14 protein-coding genes and 1 riboswitch are annotated in these 20,783 nt (G+C 73.3%); of the genes, 7 read left to right on the top strand and 7 right to left on the bottom strand.

Going from position 1 to position 20,783, the window contains the following annotated elements:
* Positions 1 to 122: 122 nt before the first annotated feature.
* Positions 123 to 2,348, bottom strand: coding sequence for a putative bifunctional diguanylate cyclase/phosphodiesterase (locus ABD191_RS10785; RefSeq protein WP_344079530.1), 2,226 nt, complete (start codon positions 2,346 to 2,348; stop codon positions 123 to 125).
* 158 nt (positions 2,349 to 2,506) lie between these two features.
* On the opposite strand from ABD191_RS10785, the gene ilvD reads away from it, so the two are divergent.
* The 5 genes from ilvD to ABD191_RS10760 all read left to right on the top strand — a co-directional run bounded on the left by ilvD (position 2,507) and on the right by ABD191_RS10760 (position 9,926).
* The gene (gene ilvD / locus ABD191_RS10780) at positions 2,507 to 4,354 is read left to right on the top strand and encodes a dihydroxy-acid dehydratase (protein WP_344079527.1); all 1,848 of its coding nucleotides are present in this window, start codon (positions 2,507 to 2,509) and stop codon (positions 4,352 to 4,354) included.
* A gap of 48 nt (positions 4,355 to 4,402) precedes the next feature.
* Positions 4,403 to 5,872 carry an AAA family ATPase gene (locus ABD191_RS10775; RefSeq protein ID WP_344079524.1) on the top strand — a complete coding sequence of 490 codons (1,470 nt, stop codon included), beginning with the start codon at positions 4,403 to 4,405 and terminating at the stop codon, positions 5,870 to 5,872.
* A gap of 44 nt (positions 5,873 to 5,916) precedes the next feature.
* Positions 5,917 to 6,007: riboswitch (ZMP/ZTP riboswitch) on the top strand.
* Between the two features lie 28 nt (positions 6,008 to 6,035).
* Positions 6,036 to 7,304: a serine hydroxymethyltransferase gene (locus tag ABD191_RS10770; protein WP_344079521.1), complete on the top strand. Its 1,269-nt coding sequence runs from the start codon at positions 6,036 to 6,038 to the stop codon at positions 7,302 to 7,304.
* A 132-nt stretch (positions 7,305 to 7,436) separates the two neighbouring features.
* Positions 7,437 to 8,315, top strand: coding sequence for a class I SAM-dependent methyltransferase (locus ABD191_RS10765; protein WP_344079518.1), 879 nt, complete (start codon positions 7,437 to 7,439; stop codon positions 8,313 to 8,315).
* Positions 8,316 to 8,378: 63 nt separating this feature from the next.
* Positions 8,379 to 9,926, top strand: coding sequence for a glycosyltransferase family 2 protein (locus ABD191_RS10760; RefSeq protein ID WP_344079515.1), 1,548 nt, complete (start codon positions 8,379 to 8,381; stop codon positions 9,924 to 9,926).
* 16 nt (positions 9,927 to 9,942) lie between these two features.
* On the opposite strand, the gene ABD191_RS10755 is transcribed toward ABD191_RS10760, so the two are convergent.
* The 4 genes from ABD191_RS10755 to ABD191_RS10740 are packed head-to-tail and all read right to left on the bottom strand — an operon-like array spanning position 9,943 to position 14,888.
* Positions 9,943 to 12,045 (bottom strand): acyltransferase family protein, encoded by a 2,103-nt coding sequence (locus ABD191_RS10755; protein ID WP_344079513.1) that lies wholly within the window; start codon positions 12,043 to 12,045, stop codon positions 9,943 to 9,945.
* Entirely contained in the window at positions 12,042 to 13,166 is a 1,125-nt protein-coding gene (locus ABD191_RS10750; RefSeq protein ID WP_344079510.1) for a DegT/DnrJ/EryC1/StrS family aminotransferase, read from the bottom strand. Before ABD191_RS10750 ends, ABD191_RS10755 begins: the two co-directional genes overlap by 4 nt.
* The gene (locus ABD191_RS10745) at positions 13,147 to 13,860 is read right to left on the bottom strand and encodes an N-acetyltransferase (RefSeq protein WP_344079507.1); all 714 of its coding nucleotides are present in this window, start codon (positions 13,858 to 13,860) and stop codon (positions 13,147 to 13,149) included. Before ABD191_RS10745 ends, ABD191_RS10750 begins: the two co-directional genes overlap by 20 nt.
* Entirely contained in the window at positions 13,857 to 14,888 is a 1,032-nt protein-coding gene (locus ABD191_RS10740) for a Gfo/Idh/MocA family protein (protein WP_344079504.1), read from the bottom strand. The genes ABD191_RS10745 and ABD191_RS10740 overlap by 4 nt, the downstream gene beginning before the upstream one ends.
* Before the next feature lie 262 nt (positions 14,889 to 15,150).
* Between ABD191_RS10740 and ABD191_RS10735 the strand changes: the two genes are divergently transcribed.
* Complete coding sequence (locus tag ABD191_RS10735; RefSeq protein WP_425560702.1) at positions 15,151 to 16,701, top strand: glycosyltransferase family 4 protein; 1,551 nt, start codon at positions 15,151 to 15,153, stop codon at positions 16,699 to 16,701.
* Here the strand turns inward: ABD191_RS10735 and ABD191_RS10730 are convergent.
* Together ABD191_RS10730 and ABD191_RS10725 are read right to left on the bottom strand one after the other, a co-directional pair.
* Positions 16,682 to 18,868, bottom strand: a complete 2,187-nt coding sequence (locus ABD191_RS10730) for a glycosyltransferase (RefSeq protein WP_344079498.1) — start codon at positions 18,866 to 18,868, stop codon at positions 16,682 to 16,684. The genes ABD191_RS10735 and ABD191_RS10730 overlap by 20 nt on opposite strands.
* Entirely contained in the window at positions 18,865 to 20,223 is a 1,359-nt protein-coding gene (locus tag ABD191_RS10725; protein WP_344079495.1) for a glycosyltransferase, read from the bottom strand. Before ABD191_RS10725 ends, ABD191_RS10730 begins: the two co-directional genes overlap by 4 nt.
* 178 nt (positions 20,224 to 20,401) lie before the next feature.
* Here ABD191_RS10725 and ABD191_RS10720 point away from each other — a divergent pair, with 178 nt between their 5' ends.
* Positions 20,402 to 20,773: a PH domain-containing protein gene (locus ABD191_RS10720; RefSeq protein ID WP_344079492.1), complete on the top strand. Its 372-nt coding sequence runs from the start codon at positions 20,402 to 20,404 to the stop codon at positions 20,771 to 20,773.
* Positions 20,774 to 20,783: the final 10 nt, after the last annotated feature.

Raw genomic sequence — 20,783 nt, 5'->3', positions numbered from 1 at the left:
CGCATCGACTGGGGAGTCGACGCGCTATCGGAGAAGTACTCGGACGAACCGGGTGTGCGACATGCAGACAGATTGCCTCATCTCATGCCGCGCGTCAACTCGTCTCACATCGTGGTCAACGATCATGCGTCACTGGGATCTACCAGGCGCGGAGCGTTGTCGTTCGCGAGGAGCGCCTCGACGTGTTCGGCGGGCATCGCCCGCCCGAAAAGGTACCCCTGGCCGAGGTGGCAGCCCGCCTGCTCGACGATGGAGCGCTGGTCGTCGTCCTCCACGCCCTCGGCGACCACCTGCAGGCCGAGCCGCTCGCCGAGCTGCACGACGATGTCGACGAGCGGGCCGGCCGTGGTGGGAGTCACTCCCCCGCCGCCCGGGCGCGCGGGCTCGGCCACCAGCTCGCGGTCGATCTTGATGACGTCGACCGGGAGCTTCCACAGCTGGCCCAGCGACGAGTACCCCGACCCGAAGTCGTCCAGCGCCACCCGGACACCCAGCTCGCGCAGCGCGGCCAGCGGCCGGGCGAGTTCCTCGATGTCGTCGGCCACGCTCTGCTCCGTGACCTCGATCACCAACCGGTCGGGCGGCACGTGATGCTCACGCAGCACCTCGGCGACGTGCTCGGCATAGCGCAGCCCACGCAGCTCGCGTACGGACACGTTGACCGCGAGCCACAGGTCGTGACCCTCGGCCAGCCAGAGGGAGAGCTGGTGGCACGCCTCGTGCACGGTCCACCGGCCCAGTTCGCCGATCATGCCGGTCTCCTCGGCCACCGGGATGAACTCGGCCGGCGACACCGGGCCCAGCTCCGCATGGCTCCAGCGCAGCAGCGCCTCCACGCCCACCGGCCGGCCCTCGGGAAGGGCCACCACCGGCTGGTAGCTCAAGCTCAGCTCGCCGCGGGGGATCGCCCGGCGCAGGCCCTGCTCCAGGGTCACGCGGCGGCGGATCCACCCGTCGTACGTGCTGTCGTAGTGCTGCACGCGACCTTTGCCGCCCTGCTTGGCCACCCGCAGGGCCACGTCGGCATGCCGGAACACCGTGAGCGGCTCGCCGCTGGCCAGGCCGATGCTGGCCGTGATGTCGACCGTCACCCCGCCGACGCGGTAGGGCCGGGACAACACGGCCAGCAGCCGGTCGGCCACCGTACGGGCGACCTGCTCGGGCGCCCAGGTGAGCACGGCGAACTCGTCGCCGCCGAGGCGTACGGGCACGTCGCCGGGGCGGATGCTCGCGCGCAGCCGGCGACCCACCTCCAGCAGGACGGCATCGCCCACCTCGTGCCCGTGCAGGTCGTTGATGTTCTTGAACCCGTCCAGGTCGATCGCGAGCACCGCGGCCGCGCCCCGGGTGGGCCGCGGGTGGGCCAGCGTCTCCGTCAGCCGCCGGCGGTTGCCGAGGTTGGTCAGCGGGTCCGTGTAGGCCATCGCGCGGAAGTGCCTCTCGCTGACCTCCAGCTTGTCGGCATGGCCGCTCACGTCCCGCAGCGCGATCGTGAGCCGGGCGAACAGCGCCAGCAGGACGGCGGCGGCGGCGATCGCGCTCACGGACGCGAGCCGTCCGGTCGTGGTCACCTCGAAGCCGCCGCCGACGAACGCCGCGCCCACGCACAGCGTCAGCCACAGGCTGTTCGGCTGCCGTTCCGCCACGGTCGCCACCTCGGCGCCCGAGCGCCCCACGAGAATCGCGGCGATCGCGATGCACAGGCAGCCGGCGCTCAGCGGGATCACCGAGCTGCCGGTCCGCACGGCCTCCGGAAAGCAACACACGAGTACGCCCGCCAGCCCGCCCACCGCGGCCAGCGCGGCGCCGAGCGCGGCCAGCACGGCGAAGCGGCGCGGCGTCACCGCCCGGGCCGCCGTCATGATGGCCAGCCCGGCCACGCACGCCGCGACGGCCGCGGGCAGGGCGATCACCAGGAACCGGGCGGTGAGCCCCGGGGTCAGCGGGTCATCGGCGATCGCGATGAACGTGATCCAGCCGACGAAGAAGATGTTGGAGCCGAGGACGAACCCGTCGAGGCCGTGGCGGATCTTGGCCCGCGCGCCGGCGTCCGGGCCGAGCAGGTCCAGCAGGCCGATCACGAACGGCACGGAGGCCACCGCGCCACCGACTGCGGCGGACCAGGCCACGGGCTGCGCCATGGCCGACACTTGCGCCACCAGTGCGGTCACCGCGAGCGAGACGGCGCTCGCCGCGATCCCGACGCACAGCCACACGTACGCCCGGCGCCAGGCGTCACGCAGGTTACGCAGGGCGAAGAGCACGGCGAGCACGCACAGCACGGCGATGCCGCCACCGGCGAAGGCGGTGATCTCCACAATGGAGCGGAGCCCGGGGGTCAGGGGCACGGCTCACACTCTGCCCTATCCCGCACGTGCGCGGGAGGTCTGGTGCACGTCCGGTAAATACCGGACACCGAGGCACGGATCACACCTCCCTCCCGATGGGTGGGCGGCGCGCGAGCCGGTGACTTGCCGATCGCCGTGGCGGTGCCACACTAGGGCGCATGCCGCAACTGCGCTCCACCACGTCCACCTCGGGTCGCAACATGGCCGGCGCCCGGGCCCTCTGGCGGGCCACCGGGATGACCGACGCCGACTTCGGCAAGCCGATCGTGGCCGTCGCCAACAGCTTCACCCAGTTCGTGCCGGGCCACGTCCACCTGCGCAACCTCGGCGCGCTGGTGAGCGAGGCGATCGAGGAGGCGGGCGGCATCGGCCGCGAGTTCAACACGATCGCGGTGGACGACGGCATCGCCATGGGGCACGGCGGCATGCTCTACTCCCTGCCCTCGCGGGAGCTGATCGCCGACGCGGTGGAATACATGGTGGAGGCGCACTGCGCCGACGCGCTGGTCTGCATCTCCAACTGCGACAAGATCACCCCGGGCATGCTGCTCGCCGCGCTGCGGCTCAACATCCCGACGGTCTTCGTCTCCGGCGGCCCGATGGAGGCCGGCAAGACCGTGTCGGTCGACGGCGTGGTCACCCACAAGCTCGACCTGATCGACGCGATGATCGCCTCGGCGGACGAGAAGGTGTCCGACGCGCAGCTCGACGTGATCGAGCGCTCGGCCTGCCCGACCTGCGGCTCCTGCTCGGGCATGTTCACCGCCAACTCGATGAACTGCCTCACGGAGGCCATCGGGCTGTCACTGCCCGGCAACGGCTCGACCCTGGCCACCCACGCGGCCCGACGCGACCTGTTCACCACCGCCGGCACGCTGATCGTGGACCTGGCCCGGCGCTACTACGCCGGCGACGACCCCTCCGTGCTGCCCCGGGCCATCGCCACCCGCGCCGCCTTCGAGAACGCCGTGGCGCTCGACGTGGCCATGGGCGGCTCGACCAACACCGTGCTGCACCTGCTGGCCGCCGCCCGCGAGGCCGAGCTGGACTTCAGCGTGGCCGACATCGACGCGATCTCGCGCCGGGTGCCGTGCCTGTCCAAGGTCGCGCCGAACACGCAGAAGTACCACATGGAGGACGTGCACCGGGCCGGCGGCATCCCCGCCCTGCTGGGCGAGCTGGACCGCGCCGGCCTGCTGAACCGGGACGTGCACGCCGTGCACGCCCCCGACCTCGACACCTGGCTCGCCGAGTGGGACGTGCGCGGCGGCAAGGCCAGCGAGCGGGCCATCGAGCTGTTCCACGCGGCGCCGGGCGGCGTGCGTACGACCGAGCCCTTCTCGACGGACAACCGGTGGGCGACGCTGGACACCGACGGGGCGGACGGCTGCATCCGCGACGTGGCGCACGCGTACACGGCCGACGGTGGCCTGGCGATCCTGCACGGCAACCTGGCCCCGGACGGCTGCGTGGTGAAGACGGCCGGCGTGCCGGAGGAGAACCTGCGGTTCACCGGGCGGGCGCGGGTCTTCGAGTCGCAGGACGCGGCCGTCGAGGGCATCCTCAACAAGTCCGTCGTGGCCGGCGACGTCGTCGTGATCCGGTACGAGGGCCCCAGGGGTGGCCCGGGCATGCAGGAGATGCTCTACCCGACGTCGTTCCTCAAGGGGCGCGGGCTTGGCCGGGCGTGCGCGCTCATCACGGACGGCCGCTTCTCGGGCGGCACGAGCGGGCTGTCCATCGGGCACATCTCCCCCGAGGCGGCCGGCGGCGGCCTGATCGCCCTGGTCGAGGAGGGCGACGAGATCGCCATCGACATTCCGGAGCGGTCCATCACGCTCAACGTGCCCGACGACGTGCTCGACGCCCGGCGCATCGCGCAGGAGAAGCGCGACCGGCCGTACACGCCGGTGGACCGGGACCGGCCGGTGTCCGCTGCGCTGCGCGCGTACGCCTCGATGGCCACCTCGGCCAGCGACGGCGCCTACCGCCGCGTGCCCGAATAGGCGAGGAGTTATAACTCAAGTTATTATAACTGGAGTTATCATTCCTGCGTGACTCAGAAACCGTCGCGCCTGTTCGCGCGCGACACAGAGTGGGCCGAGCTGGTCGACTTTGTCTCTTCGCCGGCCCATGGGGCGACGCTCGGCCTCGTGTACGGCCGCCGCAGGCAGGGCAAGACGCTGCTGCTTGAGCTGCTGAGCCGCGAGATGGGTGGCTTTCTCTTCGCCGCCACCCAACAGACGGAGACCATGAACCTCGCCGACCTCGGCGCCGCGTACGCGGCCTACCGCGGTCTCGGCGCGCCTGTCGCGTTCGCGGACTGGCGCCAGGCTCTCGCGGAGCTGCTCCGCCTGGGCGAGGAGCGGCAGGTGCCCGTCATCATCGACGAGTTCCCGTATCTGACGGCCGCCACCCCCGCGTTGCCCTCCTACCTGCAGCAGGCCCTCAGCCCGCTGAGCCATGCCAAGGAACACACCCGGACGCGGCTGATTCTGTGCGGCAGCGCCCTGACCACGATGACGCAACTTCTCAGCGGCGGCGCCCCGCTGCGCGGACGTGCCGTCCTGGAGCTGGTGGTGCGGCCGTTCGGTTACCGGCAGGCGGCGGCCTTCTGGGGCCTGGGCGACCAGCCGGAGCTCGCGTTCCGCGTCCATGCGCTCGTCGGCGGGACGCCCGCCTACCTGGAAATGTCCGGTGGCGCTGGGCCTGTCGACCCGCGCTCGTTTGACTCCTGGGTGGTTCGGCGGCTGCTCAACCCGGCGTCCGCGATGTTTCGGGAGGGCGGCCTGCTCCTGCGTGAGGAGCCCACGATCACGGATCCGTCGTCGTACGCGGCGGTGCTGGCGGCGATCAGCGCGGGTCGGACGCGGCGCGGGGAGATCGCGGCGGCGCTCGGCCGACCCGCCACAGCCGTCGCCTACCCGCTCAGCGGGTTGGAGAACATCGGCCTCCTGGAACGCGTCGACGACGCCCTCCGCAGCAAACGGGGCGAGTACCGCGTCAGCGAGCCGATCGTCCGCCTCCATCAGTTGATCATTGCGCGCCATGAGCCAGAACTGATCTCCGGTCGCGGGGAGCAAGTCTGGCGCGAGCAGGCGGACACCGTAGCTTCGAAGATCTACGGCCCGCACTTCGAGGATCTGGCCCGAAGCTGGTGTCGCGACCACGCCGATCGGCAGACCCTGGCCGGCACGCCCAGTTCGGTGCTCCCCGCGACGATCGCGTGCCGGGAGCACCGGCAGGGCCACGAACTGGACGTGGTCGTGGCCGAGAAGACGTCATCCGGCGGCTCGACGATTGTCGCCATCGGGGAGGCCAAGGGCACCACATCCTCGATGGGCGTCCACGAGCTGGCCCGACTGGACCATCTTCGGCAGCTCCTGCCCGCGGATCGGGTGAGCCGACCACCCAAGCTGCTGCTGTTCGCCCGTGCCGGATTCACCTCGGACCTGATGACGGCTGCCCGCCACCGCGACGATGTGGAACTGGTGGACCTCGACCGCCTCTACCGCGGCGCGTAGGCGGTGCGCGGCCAGCCGTCCGGCAGCGCAGGCGCTAAGCTGGGGGCCGACGACGCGACTGGCGCATGAGTTGAGGTGGAATCAACCACCGGGGAGCGACCGTAGATCGGGACACCGCGCGCCTGGGTGACCCGGTCACCGGCTCCTGCCAGGAGGAACGCTCATGCACGTACCACATCTGTCTCATCTGGCCACCGCGGACCCGCAGCTCGCCGGTCTGATCGAGGACGAGGCGACCCGCCAGCACGACAAGCTCCGCATGATCGCCTCGGAGAACTACGTCTCCGCCGCGGTCCTGGAGGCCACCGGCACGGTCCTGACGAACAAGTACTCCGAGGGCTACGCGGGCAAGCGCTACTACGAGGGCCAGCAGTTCGTCGACCCGATCGAGGAGCTGGCCCGCACCCGCGCCGAGGCCCTGTTCGGCGTCGACCACGCCAACGTCCAGCCGTACTCCGGCTCCCCCGCGAACCTGGCCGTGTTCCTGGCGTTCCTGCAGCCCGGCGACACGTTCCTGTCGCTGGAGCTGGCCCACGGCGGTCACCTCACGCACGGCTCGCCGGTATCGGCGACCGGCAAGTGGTTCCGGCCCGTGCACTACGCGGTCGACCGCGCCACCGGCCGCATCGACATGGACCACGTCCGGGAACTCGCGCTCGCCGAGCGGCCCAAGATGATCATCTGTGGTGGTACGGCCATCCCGCGCACGATCGACTTCCCCGCGTTCGCGGCGATCGCCCGCGAGGTCGGCGCGGTGCTGCTGGCCGACATCGCGCACATCGCCGGCCTGATCGCGGGCGGCGCGCACCCGTCGCCGGTCGGCCACGCCGACGTGATCTCGACCACGACGCACAAGACGCTGCGCGGCCCGCGCGGCGCCATGCTGATGAGCACGGCCGAGCACGCCACCGCGATCGACAAGGCCGTCTTCCCCGGCCTGCAGGGCGGCCCGCACAACCACACGACCGCCGGCATCGCGGTCGCGCTGGGCGAGGCCGCGCAGCCGTCGTTCCGCGACTACGCCGCGCAGGTCGTCGCGAACGGCAAGGCGCTCGCCGCCGCCCTGACCGAGCGGGGCTTCAACCTGGTGTCCGGCGGCACGGACAACCACCTGATCCTCATCGACCTGACCGACAAGGGCGTCGAGGGCAAGCCGGCCGCCAAGGCGCTCGACCGGGCCGGCATCGAGCTGAACTTCAACACCGTGCCGTACGACCCGCGCAAGCCGTGGAACCCGTCCGGCATCCGGCTGGGCACCGCGGCGATCACGACCCGCGGCCTCACCGAGGAGCACATGCCCCAGGTCGCCACGTGGTACGACGAGGCGATCACCGCGGTCGTCAAGGACGACGAGGCGACGCTGGACCGGGTCGCCGGCGAGGTGGCCGACCTGCTGGCCGGCTTCCCCATGCCGGGCTACGCGACCGCCTGACAAGCACGCAGGATCAGGGCCGCGCGCCGCCGTGTCACCACGGCCGCGCGCGGCTCTGATCAACTACGATCGGCGAACCACCCACCGTTGAGGAGGGTGTGCGCCGGTATGGCAGGTCGTTCCACAGAGCTGATGAAGTCCGCGCTCCGGCCGGTCGTGGGCGAGCGGGGGTGGCGCGCCCTGCGCCGCGCCAGGCGGCGCCTCGCCGGACCGGCACCCGCCCCGGCCCCCGCTCAGGCCGGCCTCCGTGACGAGCCGCACCCGGACGACTCCCACAAGATGTCGCGCCACCGGTTCCTCACCGAACTGCACGAGAAGCTGAAGCCGCGCACCTACCTGGAGACCGGCGTCTCCACCGGGCTGAGCCTGGCGCTGTCGCGCTGCCGCAGCATCGGCATCGACCCGGCCTTCGCGATCACCAGCGAGATCCGCTGCGACGTGGCGCTGTACCGCGAGGGCAGCGACGACTTCTTCGCCCGGCCCGACCCGACGGCGCATTTCGGCGGCGACCCGATCGACCTGGCCTTCATCGACGGCATGCACCTGTTCGAGTACGCGCTGCGCGACTTCATGAACATCGAGCGGCACGCGGCGGCGCACAGCGTGATCGTCGTCGACGACATGCTGCCGCGCTCGGTGGCCGAGGCGGCCCGCGACCGTGTCACACGGATGTGGACGGGCGATGTCTTCCGGCTCATCCCGGTGCTGGAGAAGTACCGGCCCGACCTGGTCTGCCGGCCGGTCGACACCCGGCCCACGGGCGTGCTGGTCGTTTTCGGCGCCGACCCCACCAGCACCGTCCTGTGGGACCACTACGACGACATCGTTCGGGCGTACGTGCGGCCGGATCCGCAGCCCGTACCGGCCGAGATTCTGCGGCGCTCGCACGCGGTCGAGCCGACGGCGCTCCTCGCCCACGGCGTGTGGGCCGATCTCGTGGCCATGCGCGACGCCGGCGGGCCGGAGCGGGCCGCGCTCGCGGCCGCGACCGCGACGCTCCCCGCCAAGTAACGGTCCCGCCCGCCGCTCGTTGTGCGACTGGACCGACCTATCCGCGTCCAGTCGGGAGGCATGATGGCGGACGTCAGCGTCGTGCTGGCCGTCTACAACACGATGCCGTACCTGAGCCGGTGCCTCGCTTCGCTCGTCTCGCAGACGATCGGCCCCGACCGGTTGCAGATCGTCGCGGTCGACGACGGGTCCACCGACGGCAGCGGCGCGGAGCTCGACCGGTTCGCCGCCGCGTACCCCGGCTCGTTCGAGGTGATCCACCAGGCCAACTCGGGCGGCCCCGCCGCGCCCAGCAATGCCGCCCTCGCCCGGGCGACCGGACGGTACGTGTTCTTCGTGGGGGCGGACGACTGGCTGGAGCCGGACGCGCTCGAAGCCGCCGTCGCCATGGCCGACCGGCACGGCAGCGACGTGGTGGCGATCCGCATGGTCGGCGAGAACGGCCGGTTCGTGCACCAGGGCATCTTCAGGCAGACCACTGTCGACATCGACCTGGCCGGCTCGGACCTGGCCTGGTCGCTGTCGAACGTCAAGCTGTTCCGGCGCGACCTCATCGAACGCCACGCGATCCGGTATCCGGAGGAGCTGTCGGTCTCCAGCGACCAGCCGTTCACCCTCGCGGCTCTCGTGGCCGCCGCCCGCGTGTCGGCACTGGCCGACAAGATCTACTACCACGTCGTACGCCGCGACGACGGCAGCAATATCACCTACAGCGCCCGGTTCGAGGAGCGGCTGCGCTGCACGGACGCCATCATGGCGTGCGCCGAACGGCTCCTCGACCCGGGGCCGGCGCGCGAGAAGGTGCACCAGCGCCACCTCACCTGGGAGGCGGCCAAGCTGCTGGAACCCGGCCTGCTCGACCTTGAACGCGACGACCAGGAATGGATCTTCGCCGGGATCGGGCGCCTGGCGAAGCTGTACCTGACCGACGCCATCCGCGGCCGCATCGACCAGCGCCGGCGGATGCGCCTGTCGCTGGCCCAGGCCGGCGCGCTGGACACCTTGCTCACCACGCTGCGCCAGGACCTCGCGGGCGGGCCGCCGATCGTGGTGACCGGGGGGCGCGCGTACGCGGCGTACGCGGGATTCCGCGACCCCGAGCTGGGGTTGCCCGACGGCTGGTTCGACGTCACGGACCACGCGGCCCGCCTGGTCGCGCAGCGCCTGGTCATCCACTCGGTGAACCTGACGGCACCCGGCGACGGGGAGTGCGCGGTCACGCTCACGGCGAGAGACGCACCGGTCGAGCTACCCCGCCTCTCGGTCACCGCCGACACCGTGACCGCCCGGTTCGAGCCGCCGTCGGCCACCGCGCCGGCCCAGGCCCGCGTCCCTCTCGCGGAGCTGGTCGCGGGCTGCCCGCCCGGCGGGGTCCGCCACCCGCTGCGCCTGCGTCTGGAAGGGCTGAGCGAGCAGGGCGACCTGCCGGTGAAGGTCACCGTCCCGGTGCCGCGCCGCGCGGTTCACCGGCGCGTGGGCCTGCGGCTGTACCGGGCGTCGCTGCGGGTGACGCGTCGTGGACAGGTCTCGGTCGAGATCCGCCCGGTCACCGTGCGCCGCGTGGCGCGCTGGGCCTGGGGCCGCGCGCGGCGCGTCCTGGCCGGGGACTAAGGCATCCGGGTCACCGTCACGGCCCTGCGGGACCGTCACCGAGCGCGTCGACGAGCGCGGTCCGCAGCCTCGGGCGCAACGAGGCGGCGTAGCTCGCCGTGAGGTGGCTCTTGTCCCGGTAGATCAGCACGCCGCCGATGACCGCGGCACACCTGGGCGTGGGGCAGATCGCGTCGTTGAGATCGACGAGCGTGACGCCGCGCATCTCGCGGGCGGCCGCCTCCTGCGCCTCGCCGGTGCCCTTGAGCGCGGCGGAGCGGGGGAACGAGCAGCGGGTCAGCTGCGTGCGATGGGCCGCCGCACAGTCCGGGATGTGCTGCTCGGGGTACGGGGTGTCGCGGAGCACGACGACGCGGACGCCGGCATCGACGAAGGCCTGCCACGTGCGACGCAGCGCGTCGACGATGACGTCGTCGTCCGCGCCGGACGCGGCCCCGTCCGCCCGGCGCACGCGGTACCTCGCGCTGCTGGTGATCAGGACATCCGGCCGGGCCGGACCGAGCAGCAGCCGGCGCAGCTCGCGGTTCCACTCCGCACACGAGGCGACCTGCTGGGCCGACGGCTTGACGATCTCGGCGTCCAGCACGGGACAGGAGGACTTCGTGTACATGTGCGCGCGCCAGCCCAGCTCCTGGGCGATCGGTTCGATCGCCGGCAGCCACTGGGCCACGTGCGAGTCGCCGGCCACAGCCACGGTGACCCGGCCGGCCGGGTCACCGAACTCGCACGTCAGCAGCGTGCCCGTCGTGCCCGCGTGGCAGGACCTCGCGTAGGAGGCGGGCACGTCCCTCGCCGCCGCGACAGGGTCGGGGAAGACCACGGCCACCCGGTCTGTCGGCGCGCCGGCGGGATCGTCACGGGGAAACGGCCGCAGCGCCGCCGCCCCGGGCGTGGCGCCGGGGACAGGGCCTGTGCCGGACGGCACCGTCGTCAGCAGGACCACCGCGACGAGCACGGGTACGCCCGTGCTGAGCGCCCCGAGCCGCAGTGCCCGCGCCGGCACGCGGACCAGGTGCCGGCGGTTGCGCAGCGGATTCTCCACGAAGCGGTACGTCAGTGCCGCGGGCACGACGGACATCGCCACGACGGCCAGGCCGCCGAGCGCGGACAGGTCCCCGAAGCGTGCCCGCGCCGCGACGAGCAGCGGCCAGTGCCACAGGTAGAGCGAGTAGGAGATCAGGCCGAGCGCGCGCAGGACGCCCGTGTCGAGCAGGCGCTCCGGCCCGGCGCGCCCCGCCGCCGGCCCGGCGCCGATGACCATGGCGGCGCCGAGCACCGGCACGGCCGCCGCCCAGCCGGGAAAAGGGGTCTCGTGGTCGAATCCCACGAGGGCGGCGCCGATCGCGGCCAGCCCCGCCCAACCGATCACCGCCGCGAGCCGGCGGGGCAGGCGGGGCAGCCAGGCCACGCCGAGGGCCAGCGCGCCGCCCACCGCCAGCTCCCACAGCCGCGTGGTGGTCACGAAGTACGCCCGCTCGGGCATCGCCGTGGTCAGGTGCGCCGACCACAGCAATGACGGCAGACCGACGGCCGCCAGCGCGGCGACCAGCCACCCGCGGGGTGTTCGCGCCGCCGGCCGGGCGTGGCCGGACCGCAACCCGAGCCACCGGGCCGGCGACCGGCGCCGGCGTGCCGCCAGTACGCCGACGAGCACGAGCAGGACCGGCCAGATCAGGTAGAACTGCTCCTCGACCGCGAGCGACCAGTAGTGCTGCAGGATGCTGGGCGCCTCGTCCTGCGCCAGGTAGTCGCCCGCGTGGTCGGCCAGCCGCCAGTTCACGACGTACGCGGCGGCCGCGATGACGTCGCCCGCCGTGCCGGACCACCGGGTGGCCGGCAGGCACAGCCAGCCCAGGACCAGCGTGGCCAGCAGGACGACGCCCGCGGCGGGCAGCAGCCGTCGCGACCGGCGGGCGTAGAACGCGAGCAGGTCGATCCGGCCGGTGCTGTCCAGTTCGGCGACGAGCAGGCCGGTGATGAGGAACCCGGAGATGACGAAGAAGACGTCAACGCCGACATAGCCGCCGGGGACCAGCGACTCGCCAGCGTGCCACAGCAGCACGGCCGCGACGGCGAGTCCGCGCAGTCCCTCGATGTCGGGGCGGAACCCGCGACTCACCCGGCGGTCTCGAAGAAGGCCGTGACCGTGGAGGTGACCCGGGCCAGCTGCTCCTCCGTCAGCTCGGGGTACAGCGGCAGTGACAGGCACTCGCGGGCCCACGCCTCCGCGGCCGGCAGGGCCCCGGCGGGCACGCCGAGGTGGGCGTACGCGGGTTGGCGGTGGATCGGGACCGGGTAGTGCACGCCCGCGCCGATGCCCCGGCCGCGCAGGTACGCGAGCAGTTCGTCGCGGTGCGCCGTACGCACGACGTAGAGGTGGTGGACGCCGCGCCGGCCGGGCGGCTCGGCGGGCAGCGCCAGGTCGCCCACGCCGGCGAGCAGGCGCGAGTACCGCTGGGCGAGGGAGCGGCGGCGCTCGTTGGCGGCGTCGAGGCCGCCCAGCTTGGCGCGCAGCACGGCCGCCTGCAGCGTGTCGAGCCGGTGCGCGTACCCGACGACGAGGTGCTCGTACTTGGCGACGCGGCCGTGGTCGCGCAGCATCCGCACGGTCTGCGCGAGCCGGTCGTCATCGGTGGTCACGGCCCCCGCGTCGCCGAAGGCGCCCAGGTTCTTGCCGGGATAGAACGAGAAGCAGCCCGCCCTTGCGTACGTCCCGGCCCGGCGGGCGGTGCCGTCCGGCCCCGTGTACTGGGCGCCGTGCGCCTGGGCGGCGTCCTCGACGACGGGTACGCCGGCCGCGTCGGCGATCTCGGCGATCGCCGCCAGGTCGGCCAGCCCGCCGTAGAGGTGTACCGGCACGACCGCCCGCACGCCGTCGATCACGGTCTTCAGGGCTTCGGGGTCCAGGCAGCCCGTGGCCGGGTCCACATCGACGAACCGGGGGGTCGCGCCGAGCCAGGTGATCGGCTCGACCGTGGCGATGAAGGTGTGCGCGGGCACGGCGACCACGTCGCCCGGCCCGATGCCGAGGGCGGCCAGCGCCAGGTGCACGGCGGCCGTGCCCGAGCCGACGCCGATCGCGTGGCGGGCGCCGCAGAACCGGGCGAACTCGGCCTCGAACTGCGCGACCTGCGGGCCGTTGATGAACTGGGCGCTGCCGATCACCTCGGCGATGGCGGCGTCGATATCGACGCGCTGGCGGGCGTACGCGGCGCCCAGGTCAACGAGCGGAATGGACATCGGCATCCTCACGTCGTGGCGGATACGGCAGGTGGTCGAGCCCGGCCGGGCAGCTGAGCTGGTCGACCTCGCCCACCGTTCGGGCGGGTACGCCGACGGCCACGCTGCCGGCCGGCACGTCCCGGGTGACGACCGCGCCCGCGCCGATCAGGGCGCCGGCACCGATGCGTACCCCGGGCAGGACGGTGACGTTGGCGCCCACGCGGGCGTCGCGGCCGACGCGCACGCCCGCGAGGCAGGCGGACACGTCGGGGCAGCGGGGGCGCGGGGCGTTGGTGACCGTGACGCGCGGGCCGAGCCACGCGCCGTCCTCCAGCACCGAGTACTCCGGAACGAAGCAGTGCGAGTGCACGCGTACGCCGTGACCCACGGTGACGTGGTGCTCGACGACGGACAGGGAACCGATCGAGACGTCGTCGCCGAGCGCGGTGTCCTCGCGCACGAGCACGTGGTGCCCGGTCGCGAAGCCCCGCCCGGCGCGCACCCCCGCGTAGATCACGGTGTGGCTGCGCACGCGCGCGCCCGGCCCCAGTACGGTCGGGACGGGCGCGGCGCCGTCGCCCGCCGGGCGCCCGACGAGGCAGAACTCCTCGACGACCGAACCGGCGCCGAGGACCACGTCGGGCCAGACGGCCGAGCCGGGCGCGACGCGCGGGGCCGCGTCGGCGGGTACGCGCGGATGCGGTCCGGTCACCCCGCCGCGCCCCACGGCGCGCACACCTCGACGCGGGCGCCGTCGGCCCGCATCGAGGCGTCCACGGCCTCCAGCGCCGCGACCACCCGCACGCCGTTCCAGCCGTCCACGGCCGGGCGCTCGCCCGTGCGTACACAGTCGAGGAAGTGGGTGAGCAGCGCGGCGAGCGGCTCGACCGTGGGCAACGCCGGCGCGTGCATGCCGTTGCTGCGCATCTGGTAGCGCCAGACGCCGTAGGCGTCCGAGTCGAGCAGGTCCACGCCCTTGTCGTAGACGCGCAGGCTGCCCTCGGTGTCCAGATCGTCGTAGACGAGCATCCGGCGGCTGCCCACGAGGGTGGTCCGCCGCGTCTTGGACGGGTCCAGCCAGCTGACGTGCATGTGGGCGAGCACCCCGCCCGGATAGCCGGCGGTCACGAAGAGGACGTCCTCGACGTCGCGGCTCAGGTAACGGGCGCCGCGCGCCGATACCCACTCGGGCGTGGCGCCGGTCAGGTAGTTGGCGATCGAGACGTCGTGCGGCCCGATGGACCAGAACGCGTTGATGTCGCGTTGCAGGCGACCGAGGTTGAGCCGCTGCGCGTGCAGGTACAGCAGGTCGCCGGCGTCGCCGCTGAGCAGGTATTCGCGCATGCGCCGGATGGCGGGGACGAACTCGAAGGTGTGCCCCACCATGAGCACCAGGCTCATCTTCTCGGCGAGCTCCGTGAGGTCCACCGCGTCGGCGACGCTGAGCGCGAGCGGCTTCTCCACGAGCACGTGCTTGCCGGCCTCCAGCGCGCGGCGGGCCAGCGGGGCGTGCGTGGCGGCCGGCGTGGCGATCACCACGGCGTGCACCTGCGGGTCGTCGAGCGCCTCGTCGAGGCGGTCGGTCACCCGCACGTACGGGTGAAGGCGGGCCGCCTCGGCGCGCCGCTGCTCGGCGGCCTCCACCACGTACCGGAAGGATCGACCGAGCAGCGTGGTGAGGTTACGCGCGTGGTTGGGCCCCCAGTAGCCGAAGCCCACCTGCGCGACACCGACGCCCATGTGCGCCTCCAAGATCAACTGTGGGCGGATTCCATGTATAACCGAGCAACGGCTGACTGAGGACACGGACCGCATTTAGGCGTTTTCACGTACGTCTCGTGAGCGGGCGCGGGCGTCGTCACCGCGCGCGCAGGACACGGTACGGATATAAGCACTCGAACCTGCATGTTCATGTCTAATGTCGAATAATTCGTGAGCGAAGGGTGACCGAGTCATGGCCCTGGAGGCAACCGAGAGACCGGTCGCGCGTGGCCGGATCGCCATGATCGTCGACACGCCCGTCCGGGGCGACTCGCGCGTCCAGAAGGCCGCGTACTCCGCCGCCGAGGCCGGCTGGGAGGTCACCCTCCTCGGCCGCTCCCCCGACCGGGACCGGCACGAGTTCGACCTCGGTGGGGCCCGCGTGGAGCTGCTGCCCGTCGCGAACACCCTGGCCCGACGGCGGCGGGCGTACCGGCGCTCCCCGCTGCGGCAACCGCTCGCCTACCCGCCCACCGGCATCGCCAACCTGCGCCAGCAGCAGATGCTCGCCTGGCGCGCCGACCATCGCCAGCGGTGCGCGCAGCTGACCGTGGCCCTGACCGAAGGGCCGGTGCGCTGGGCGCGCTCGCGCCGGTGGGCGTTGGACGTCGAGCTGCTCCTCATCCGCGCGGTCCACCGCTGGGTCTCGATCCGCAGCCGTCAGACCAGGCGGCTCGCCCAGCGCCACATCGCCGCCGACACGCTCGCGGACCGCGTCGGCGCGCGCTTCTGGCCGGCCGTACGCGGCACGCGGTCCTGGCGGCGCATCGAACCGCAACTGTGGGAGTACGAACTCGCGTTCGGCGAGCGACTGGACCGCCTGCGGCCCGACATCATCCACGCCAACGACTTCCGCATGCTCGGGGTGGGCGCCCGCGCGGCGCTGCGCGCCCGGGCCGGCGGGCGCACGGTCAAGCTCGTCTGGGACGCGCACGAGTACCTGCCCGGCATGCGGCCGTGGCAGAACCGACCGCACTGGCTGGCCGCCAACTGCGCGCACGAGCGCGAGTACGCGCCGTACGCCGACGCCGTCGTCACCGTCTCGGAGGAGATCGCCGCGCTGCTGCAACGCCGGCACGGGCTGGCGAGCCGGCCGACGGTCGTGCGTAACGCGCCCGAGCTGCGGTCGCTGGCGCCGGCCGGCGAGCCGCCCGGTGACGTGCGCGCGGCGTGCGGGCTCGACGCCGGCACGCCGCTGCTCGTCTACAGCGGGGTGGCGGCCGAACAGCGCGGGCTCGACCTGATGGTCGACGCGCTGCCCGACCTGCCCGGGGTCCACGTCGCCCTCGTGGTGACGCTGCCGGAGCATCCCCTCCTCCGGCGGCTGCGGCAGCGGGCCGAGCGGGCCGGGGCCGGCGATCGCCTGCACGTCCTGCCGATCGTGGCGCACTGGGACGTCGTACGGTTCCTGGCCACCGCGGACATCGGGGTCAGCCCGATCCAGCGCTGGCCCAACTACGACATGGCGCTGTCCACGAAGTTCTACGAGTACTCCCAGGCACGGCTGCCCATCGTGTCCAGCGACGTGCGCACCGCGGCCCAGACGATCCGCGCGACCGGGCAGGGCGAGGTCTTCGCGGCGGGTGACCGCGAGGCCTACGTCCGCGCGGTCCGCGCGGTGCTGGCCGACCCGGCCCGCTACCGCGCCGCGTACGAGCGGCCGGGCCTGCTCGACGACTGGACGTGGCAGGCCCAGGCTCGGGTGTTGGATCAGGTCTACACGCGGCTGCTGCCCGCGACGACGACCGTGGGGGCGCCGCGCGCGCGGAGCGTCACCGCGTCGGTGAACTAGCCTCCGGCTCGACCGTCCCGGCGGCGCGGCGACTGTCCGGGACGGCCATCGGCCACGCGCCGCGGTCGGCGTCGCCGAGCAGCAGCTGGTCGAACTCGCGGCGGGTCACCGGCCAGTCCCAGCGCGACAGCACGTGCGCCGAGGCGGCCTCGCCGAGCTGCCGCCAGGTGGCCTCCGTCGCCGTGACGGCCAGGACGCGCTCGGCGGCCGCACGCGGGTCACCCACCACCCACGGCTGCGGGAACAGCGTACGGGCGCCGTGCGCCCGGCCCGCGAAGAAGGGCCAGTCCCGCACCACCGGTACGGCGCCACTGGCGGCCCCCTCCACGAGGCCGCAGTGGAAGCTCTCCCGGACGGACGAGCTGACGATGACGCCGACCTGGGTCAGCGCACCCACCACGTCGTCCGTGCGGCCCAGCACCTCGACGGCGCCGCCGCGACCCAGCTCGGCGAGGTCGGCCTCGAACGCCGCGCGGTACCCCGCCGCCACGCTGTGACCGGCGTTCGCCGCGTCGCCGATGAGCAGCATGCGGTAGCGGGGATCGCGCTCCCGCACGAGGCGCAGGACGTCCAGCGCCCAGCGGGGGTCCTTCGCGATGCTGCCGAATCCCACCATCCCGAGCGTGAACCGGGCGGCGTCCGCCTTGGGCTGCCGGAAGCCCGCGAGGTCCATGGCGTTGCCGATGACCCACGTGCGCGGCGCGTCCGCATCGCGCAGGCGCGGCACCACGTCCAGGGTCAGGTCGCGCAGATGGTCGGAGACGAAGACGAGGTCGTCCACCCGGGTGAAGTCCATGATCTGGGGCCACAGCGAGAACGCCTCGAAGCTGTGCAGCCGCACGACGACGCGCACCGCGCCGGGGTCGCGCAGCGTCATCATCGCCGCGGGCGCCAGGCACCAGTCCACGAAGACCGTGTCCGCCCACGCCAGCTGGGGCGCCAGCCACTCGTCGAGACGGTCCCCGTAGGCGGTCGGCTCGCCGGACAGCACGTCCTGGATCATCTTGGCCGGATCGGCGGTGAGCCGGCGCGCCACCTCGTCGGTGAAGATGTCGTGGAACCGGACCTCAACGCCGGGCTCGGCCGCGTAGTGGTCCACCACCCGCCGGAGGAAATAGTCGTTGTCGCGCGTGACGAACAGCAGCCGCGCCGGCCGGTCCGTCGGCAGGGGCGCCGCGTTCCTCGCCCGGCCGCGCGAGGCGGTCAGCTGCGCCATGGCCGTGCTGCGCCGCAGCGGGGCCAGAAACCGCGCGGGATCGGCCGCCAACGGCGAGGACAGCACGTCGAAGTGCAGACCCCGGTGGAAGGCGAGGTTCATCGCCGTGACCAGCATCCCGGCCGCGCGGCCGGCCTCGCCGGCACGGTGCAGGTCGTCCGCGACCGCCACGCCCGCCGACAGTGCCCCGTCAAGGTCCCGCGGCGCGCGGCCGGCCCGCAGCTGCGTCTGCCCGGCCCGGCAGCGCAACCGCGCCGCCACCCGTGGGTCGGCGACGCGGCGGGCCCACTCCTCGTCGAGCCTGATGGCCTGGTCGAACCGGCCGGTCCCGACGAGTTCCGCGTGCAGCGTGGCGGCGATCGACCCGACCCGGCGGCCGGGCAGCCGGCCGACGGGCAGCAGGCCACGACACAGGACATCGCCGGCGGTGCTTACGGCGGCGCGCACGGCCGCCACCTTGACCCGGCGCTTGAGCGCGGCCCGGACGACGGCCCAGGAGGGCCCGACCCGGCACAGGTCGGCCAGTGCGCGGGCGAACGGGCGCGCGGCACGCTCGTCCACCGCGCGCAGCGCCGGCGCCAGCCCGAACCGGGCGTCCGCGCGCCGGTTGCGCTGCGCGAACTGCCACACCGTGTGCACCGCGTCCGGGTCGAGCGCCACGAGTACGTGCGCCGCGCGGGCCAGCCTGCGCAGGCGCGCGTCGTGGCCCGCGTACAGCCAGACCCGGCCGCCCTTGGTGCGCCGGCGCTGCGCCGTCCGGCGAAAGTGCGGACCATGGTCGGCCGGCGGCCCGAAGAAGAGCGTCGGCACGGTGGACGCGACGGCGTCCTCCGGGCCGAAGTAGCAGGCGAGGTCGACGTGGGCGCCCCGCTGCGCGAACTGGCCCAGGGCGTGTTCGAGAACGGCGGGCTCGGCCGGCGGGGCGCCGGCGATCAGCAGGACCTTGCTCACCGGCCGCACGTGACCAGCTCCGTCACGTCGCGCACCGCCGGCTGCAACTGGGGACCGCGGGCGAACTGGCGCGCGTACGCGACCGCCGCGGCGCGGTCGGCGGGCGAGACGCTCACGGCGAGTTTCGCGGCGGCCGCGAACGCGGCGGCGAGCCGATCCGGATCCAGGCCGGTCTCCCCGGTCCACAGGGGATAGCCGGCCAGGACCGCGCTGACGCCGTGCCCGCTGGTGTGCGCGGACACGACGGGTAGCCCGGCTGCCATGTACTCGTACACCTTTCCTGAGGTCATGTGTACGCCGCCCCGCTGGATGAGCACGAGCGCGTCCCAGCGCCCGTAGCACCCGGCCACGTCGCCCTTCGGGACCGGCCCGCCGAACACGACGCCGTGCGGGGCGGCCTCGCGCAGCAGTTGCGCGTGACGGTTGGCCTCCCGCAGCGCGGCCGCGCCCACGTGGCCGCGGACCTCGAAGCGCGACCGCGCGACCAGCGGGTCGGCCCGGCGGGCCAGGCGCCAGCCGGTCAGCGTCGCCTCGAGCGTCTCGGTGGGAAACGTGGTCGTGCCGAGGTAGCCGTAGGTCAGCCCGGCCGACGGGTCGGGGACGCGTACGGTGTTCGGCACGCTGTCCGCGTCGTACCCGTTCCGGACCACCCGTACGCGGTCGGCGATGTCGGGGTAGCGCTCGCGGTAGCAGGCGGCGATGGTGTCGTTGACGCACCAGACGGCGACCGCCCGCGCGAGGACGCGCTGCTCCCAGACCCCGGCCACGGACTCCCTGGGGAACGCCTCGCCCCCGCCGACGACGTCGACGGACCAGCCGTCCCGGAAGTCGACCACGTAGGGGACCTGGTGCTCCTCCCACAGGCGCCAGGTGGCGGCGAGGTTGACGTAGGGCACGCAGGTGGTCACGAGCAGGTCCGCCGGGCGGCGGCGGTGCACGCGCAGCAGCGCGCGCTCCAGGTCGTCGCGCCACCAGGCGAAGATGGGCTCCGGGAAGATCTCCTCCGACCGCTCCCGCCACTGCTCCACCCACTGCCGCGGCCGCAGCGACCGCTCATGGGAGTACCGGCGGATGTCGGTCTCCAGGTCGGCACGGACGAGCGGCAGCTCGACGACCCGTACGCGGGGGTCGACCGCATCGAGCAGGGACAGGTCGAGGCCGGAGTCGTCGTCCCAGGCCCGCCGGCAGACGGTCACGACGGTCACGTCCCAGCCGGCCGCGCACAGCTGGTTGGCGGTCTCCCGCATCCGGTACGCGCAGCTCTTGGCTGCTGGCGGAAAGCCGATGGCGAGATAGATCGCGTGCGGTCGGGCCGTCCCACGGCGCCGCCACGGCGGGCGCCATCCGGGGCTCACGCGCGATCTCCCATGGGCAGCCCTTCCCCATACCGAACATAGGCACTAAACATGGAAAGATTACCGGTATCAGCTTGAAAAGGGCAGAATCCCGGCGGCGCGTGTTCCGCTCCGTCCGTTTCCCCGCGCCGGGGTCGGCGCGCGGCACGCCCGATCCGGCGCGTGGCAGGATGGTTGGGTGGAGACCGCTGCGAAGACCCTCCGGTTCCGCCGCTCGGCCGCGATCACCGTCGCGGCGGCGGTCGGCTTCCTGGGCGCCCTGCCCATGCTCGGCGGCGGCCCCTGGTACGCGTTGATCCTGCTCGTACCGCTCGCGATCGCCCTGTGGAGCTGGCGGTCCGGCACGGACGTCACCCCGGACGGCCTGGTGGTACGCGCGGCACTGGGTTCGCGGCGCGTGCCGTGGTCCGAGGTGGTCGAGCTGGCCCCCGCCCCGAAGGGCGGCGTGGCCGTGCGGCTCGCCTCCGGCGCGGTGCTGACCCTGCCCGCCGTGCCGACGAGCGCGCTGCCGGCGATCGCGTCCGTGGGCGGCGAGCTGACCCGCGCCTGATCACGGGCCA

This window comes from Luedemannella helvata, assembly GCF_039528415.1.
GTDB lineage: Bacteria > Actinomycetota > Actinomycetes > Mycobacteriales > Micromonosporaceae > Luedemannella > Luedemannella helvata.
The sequence above is the reverse complement of the archived record's forward strand: the minus strand, read 5'-3'. Positions and strand labels throughout refer to the sequence as shown.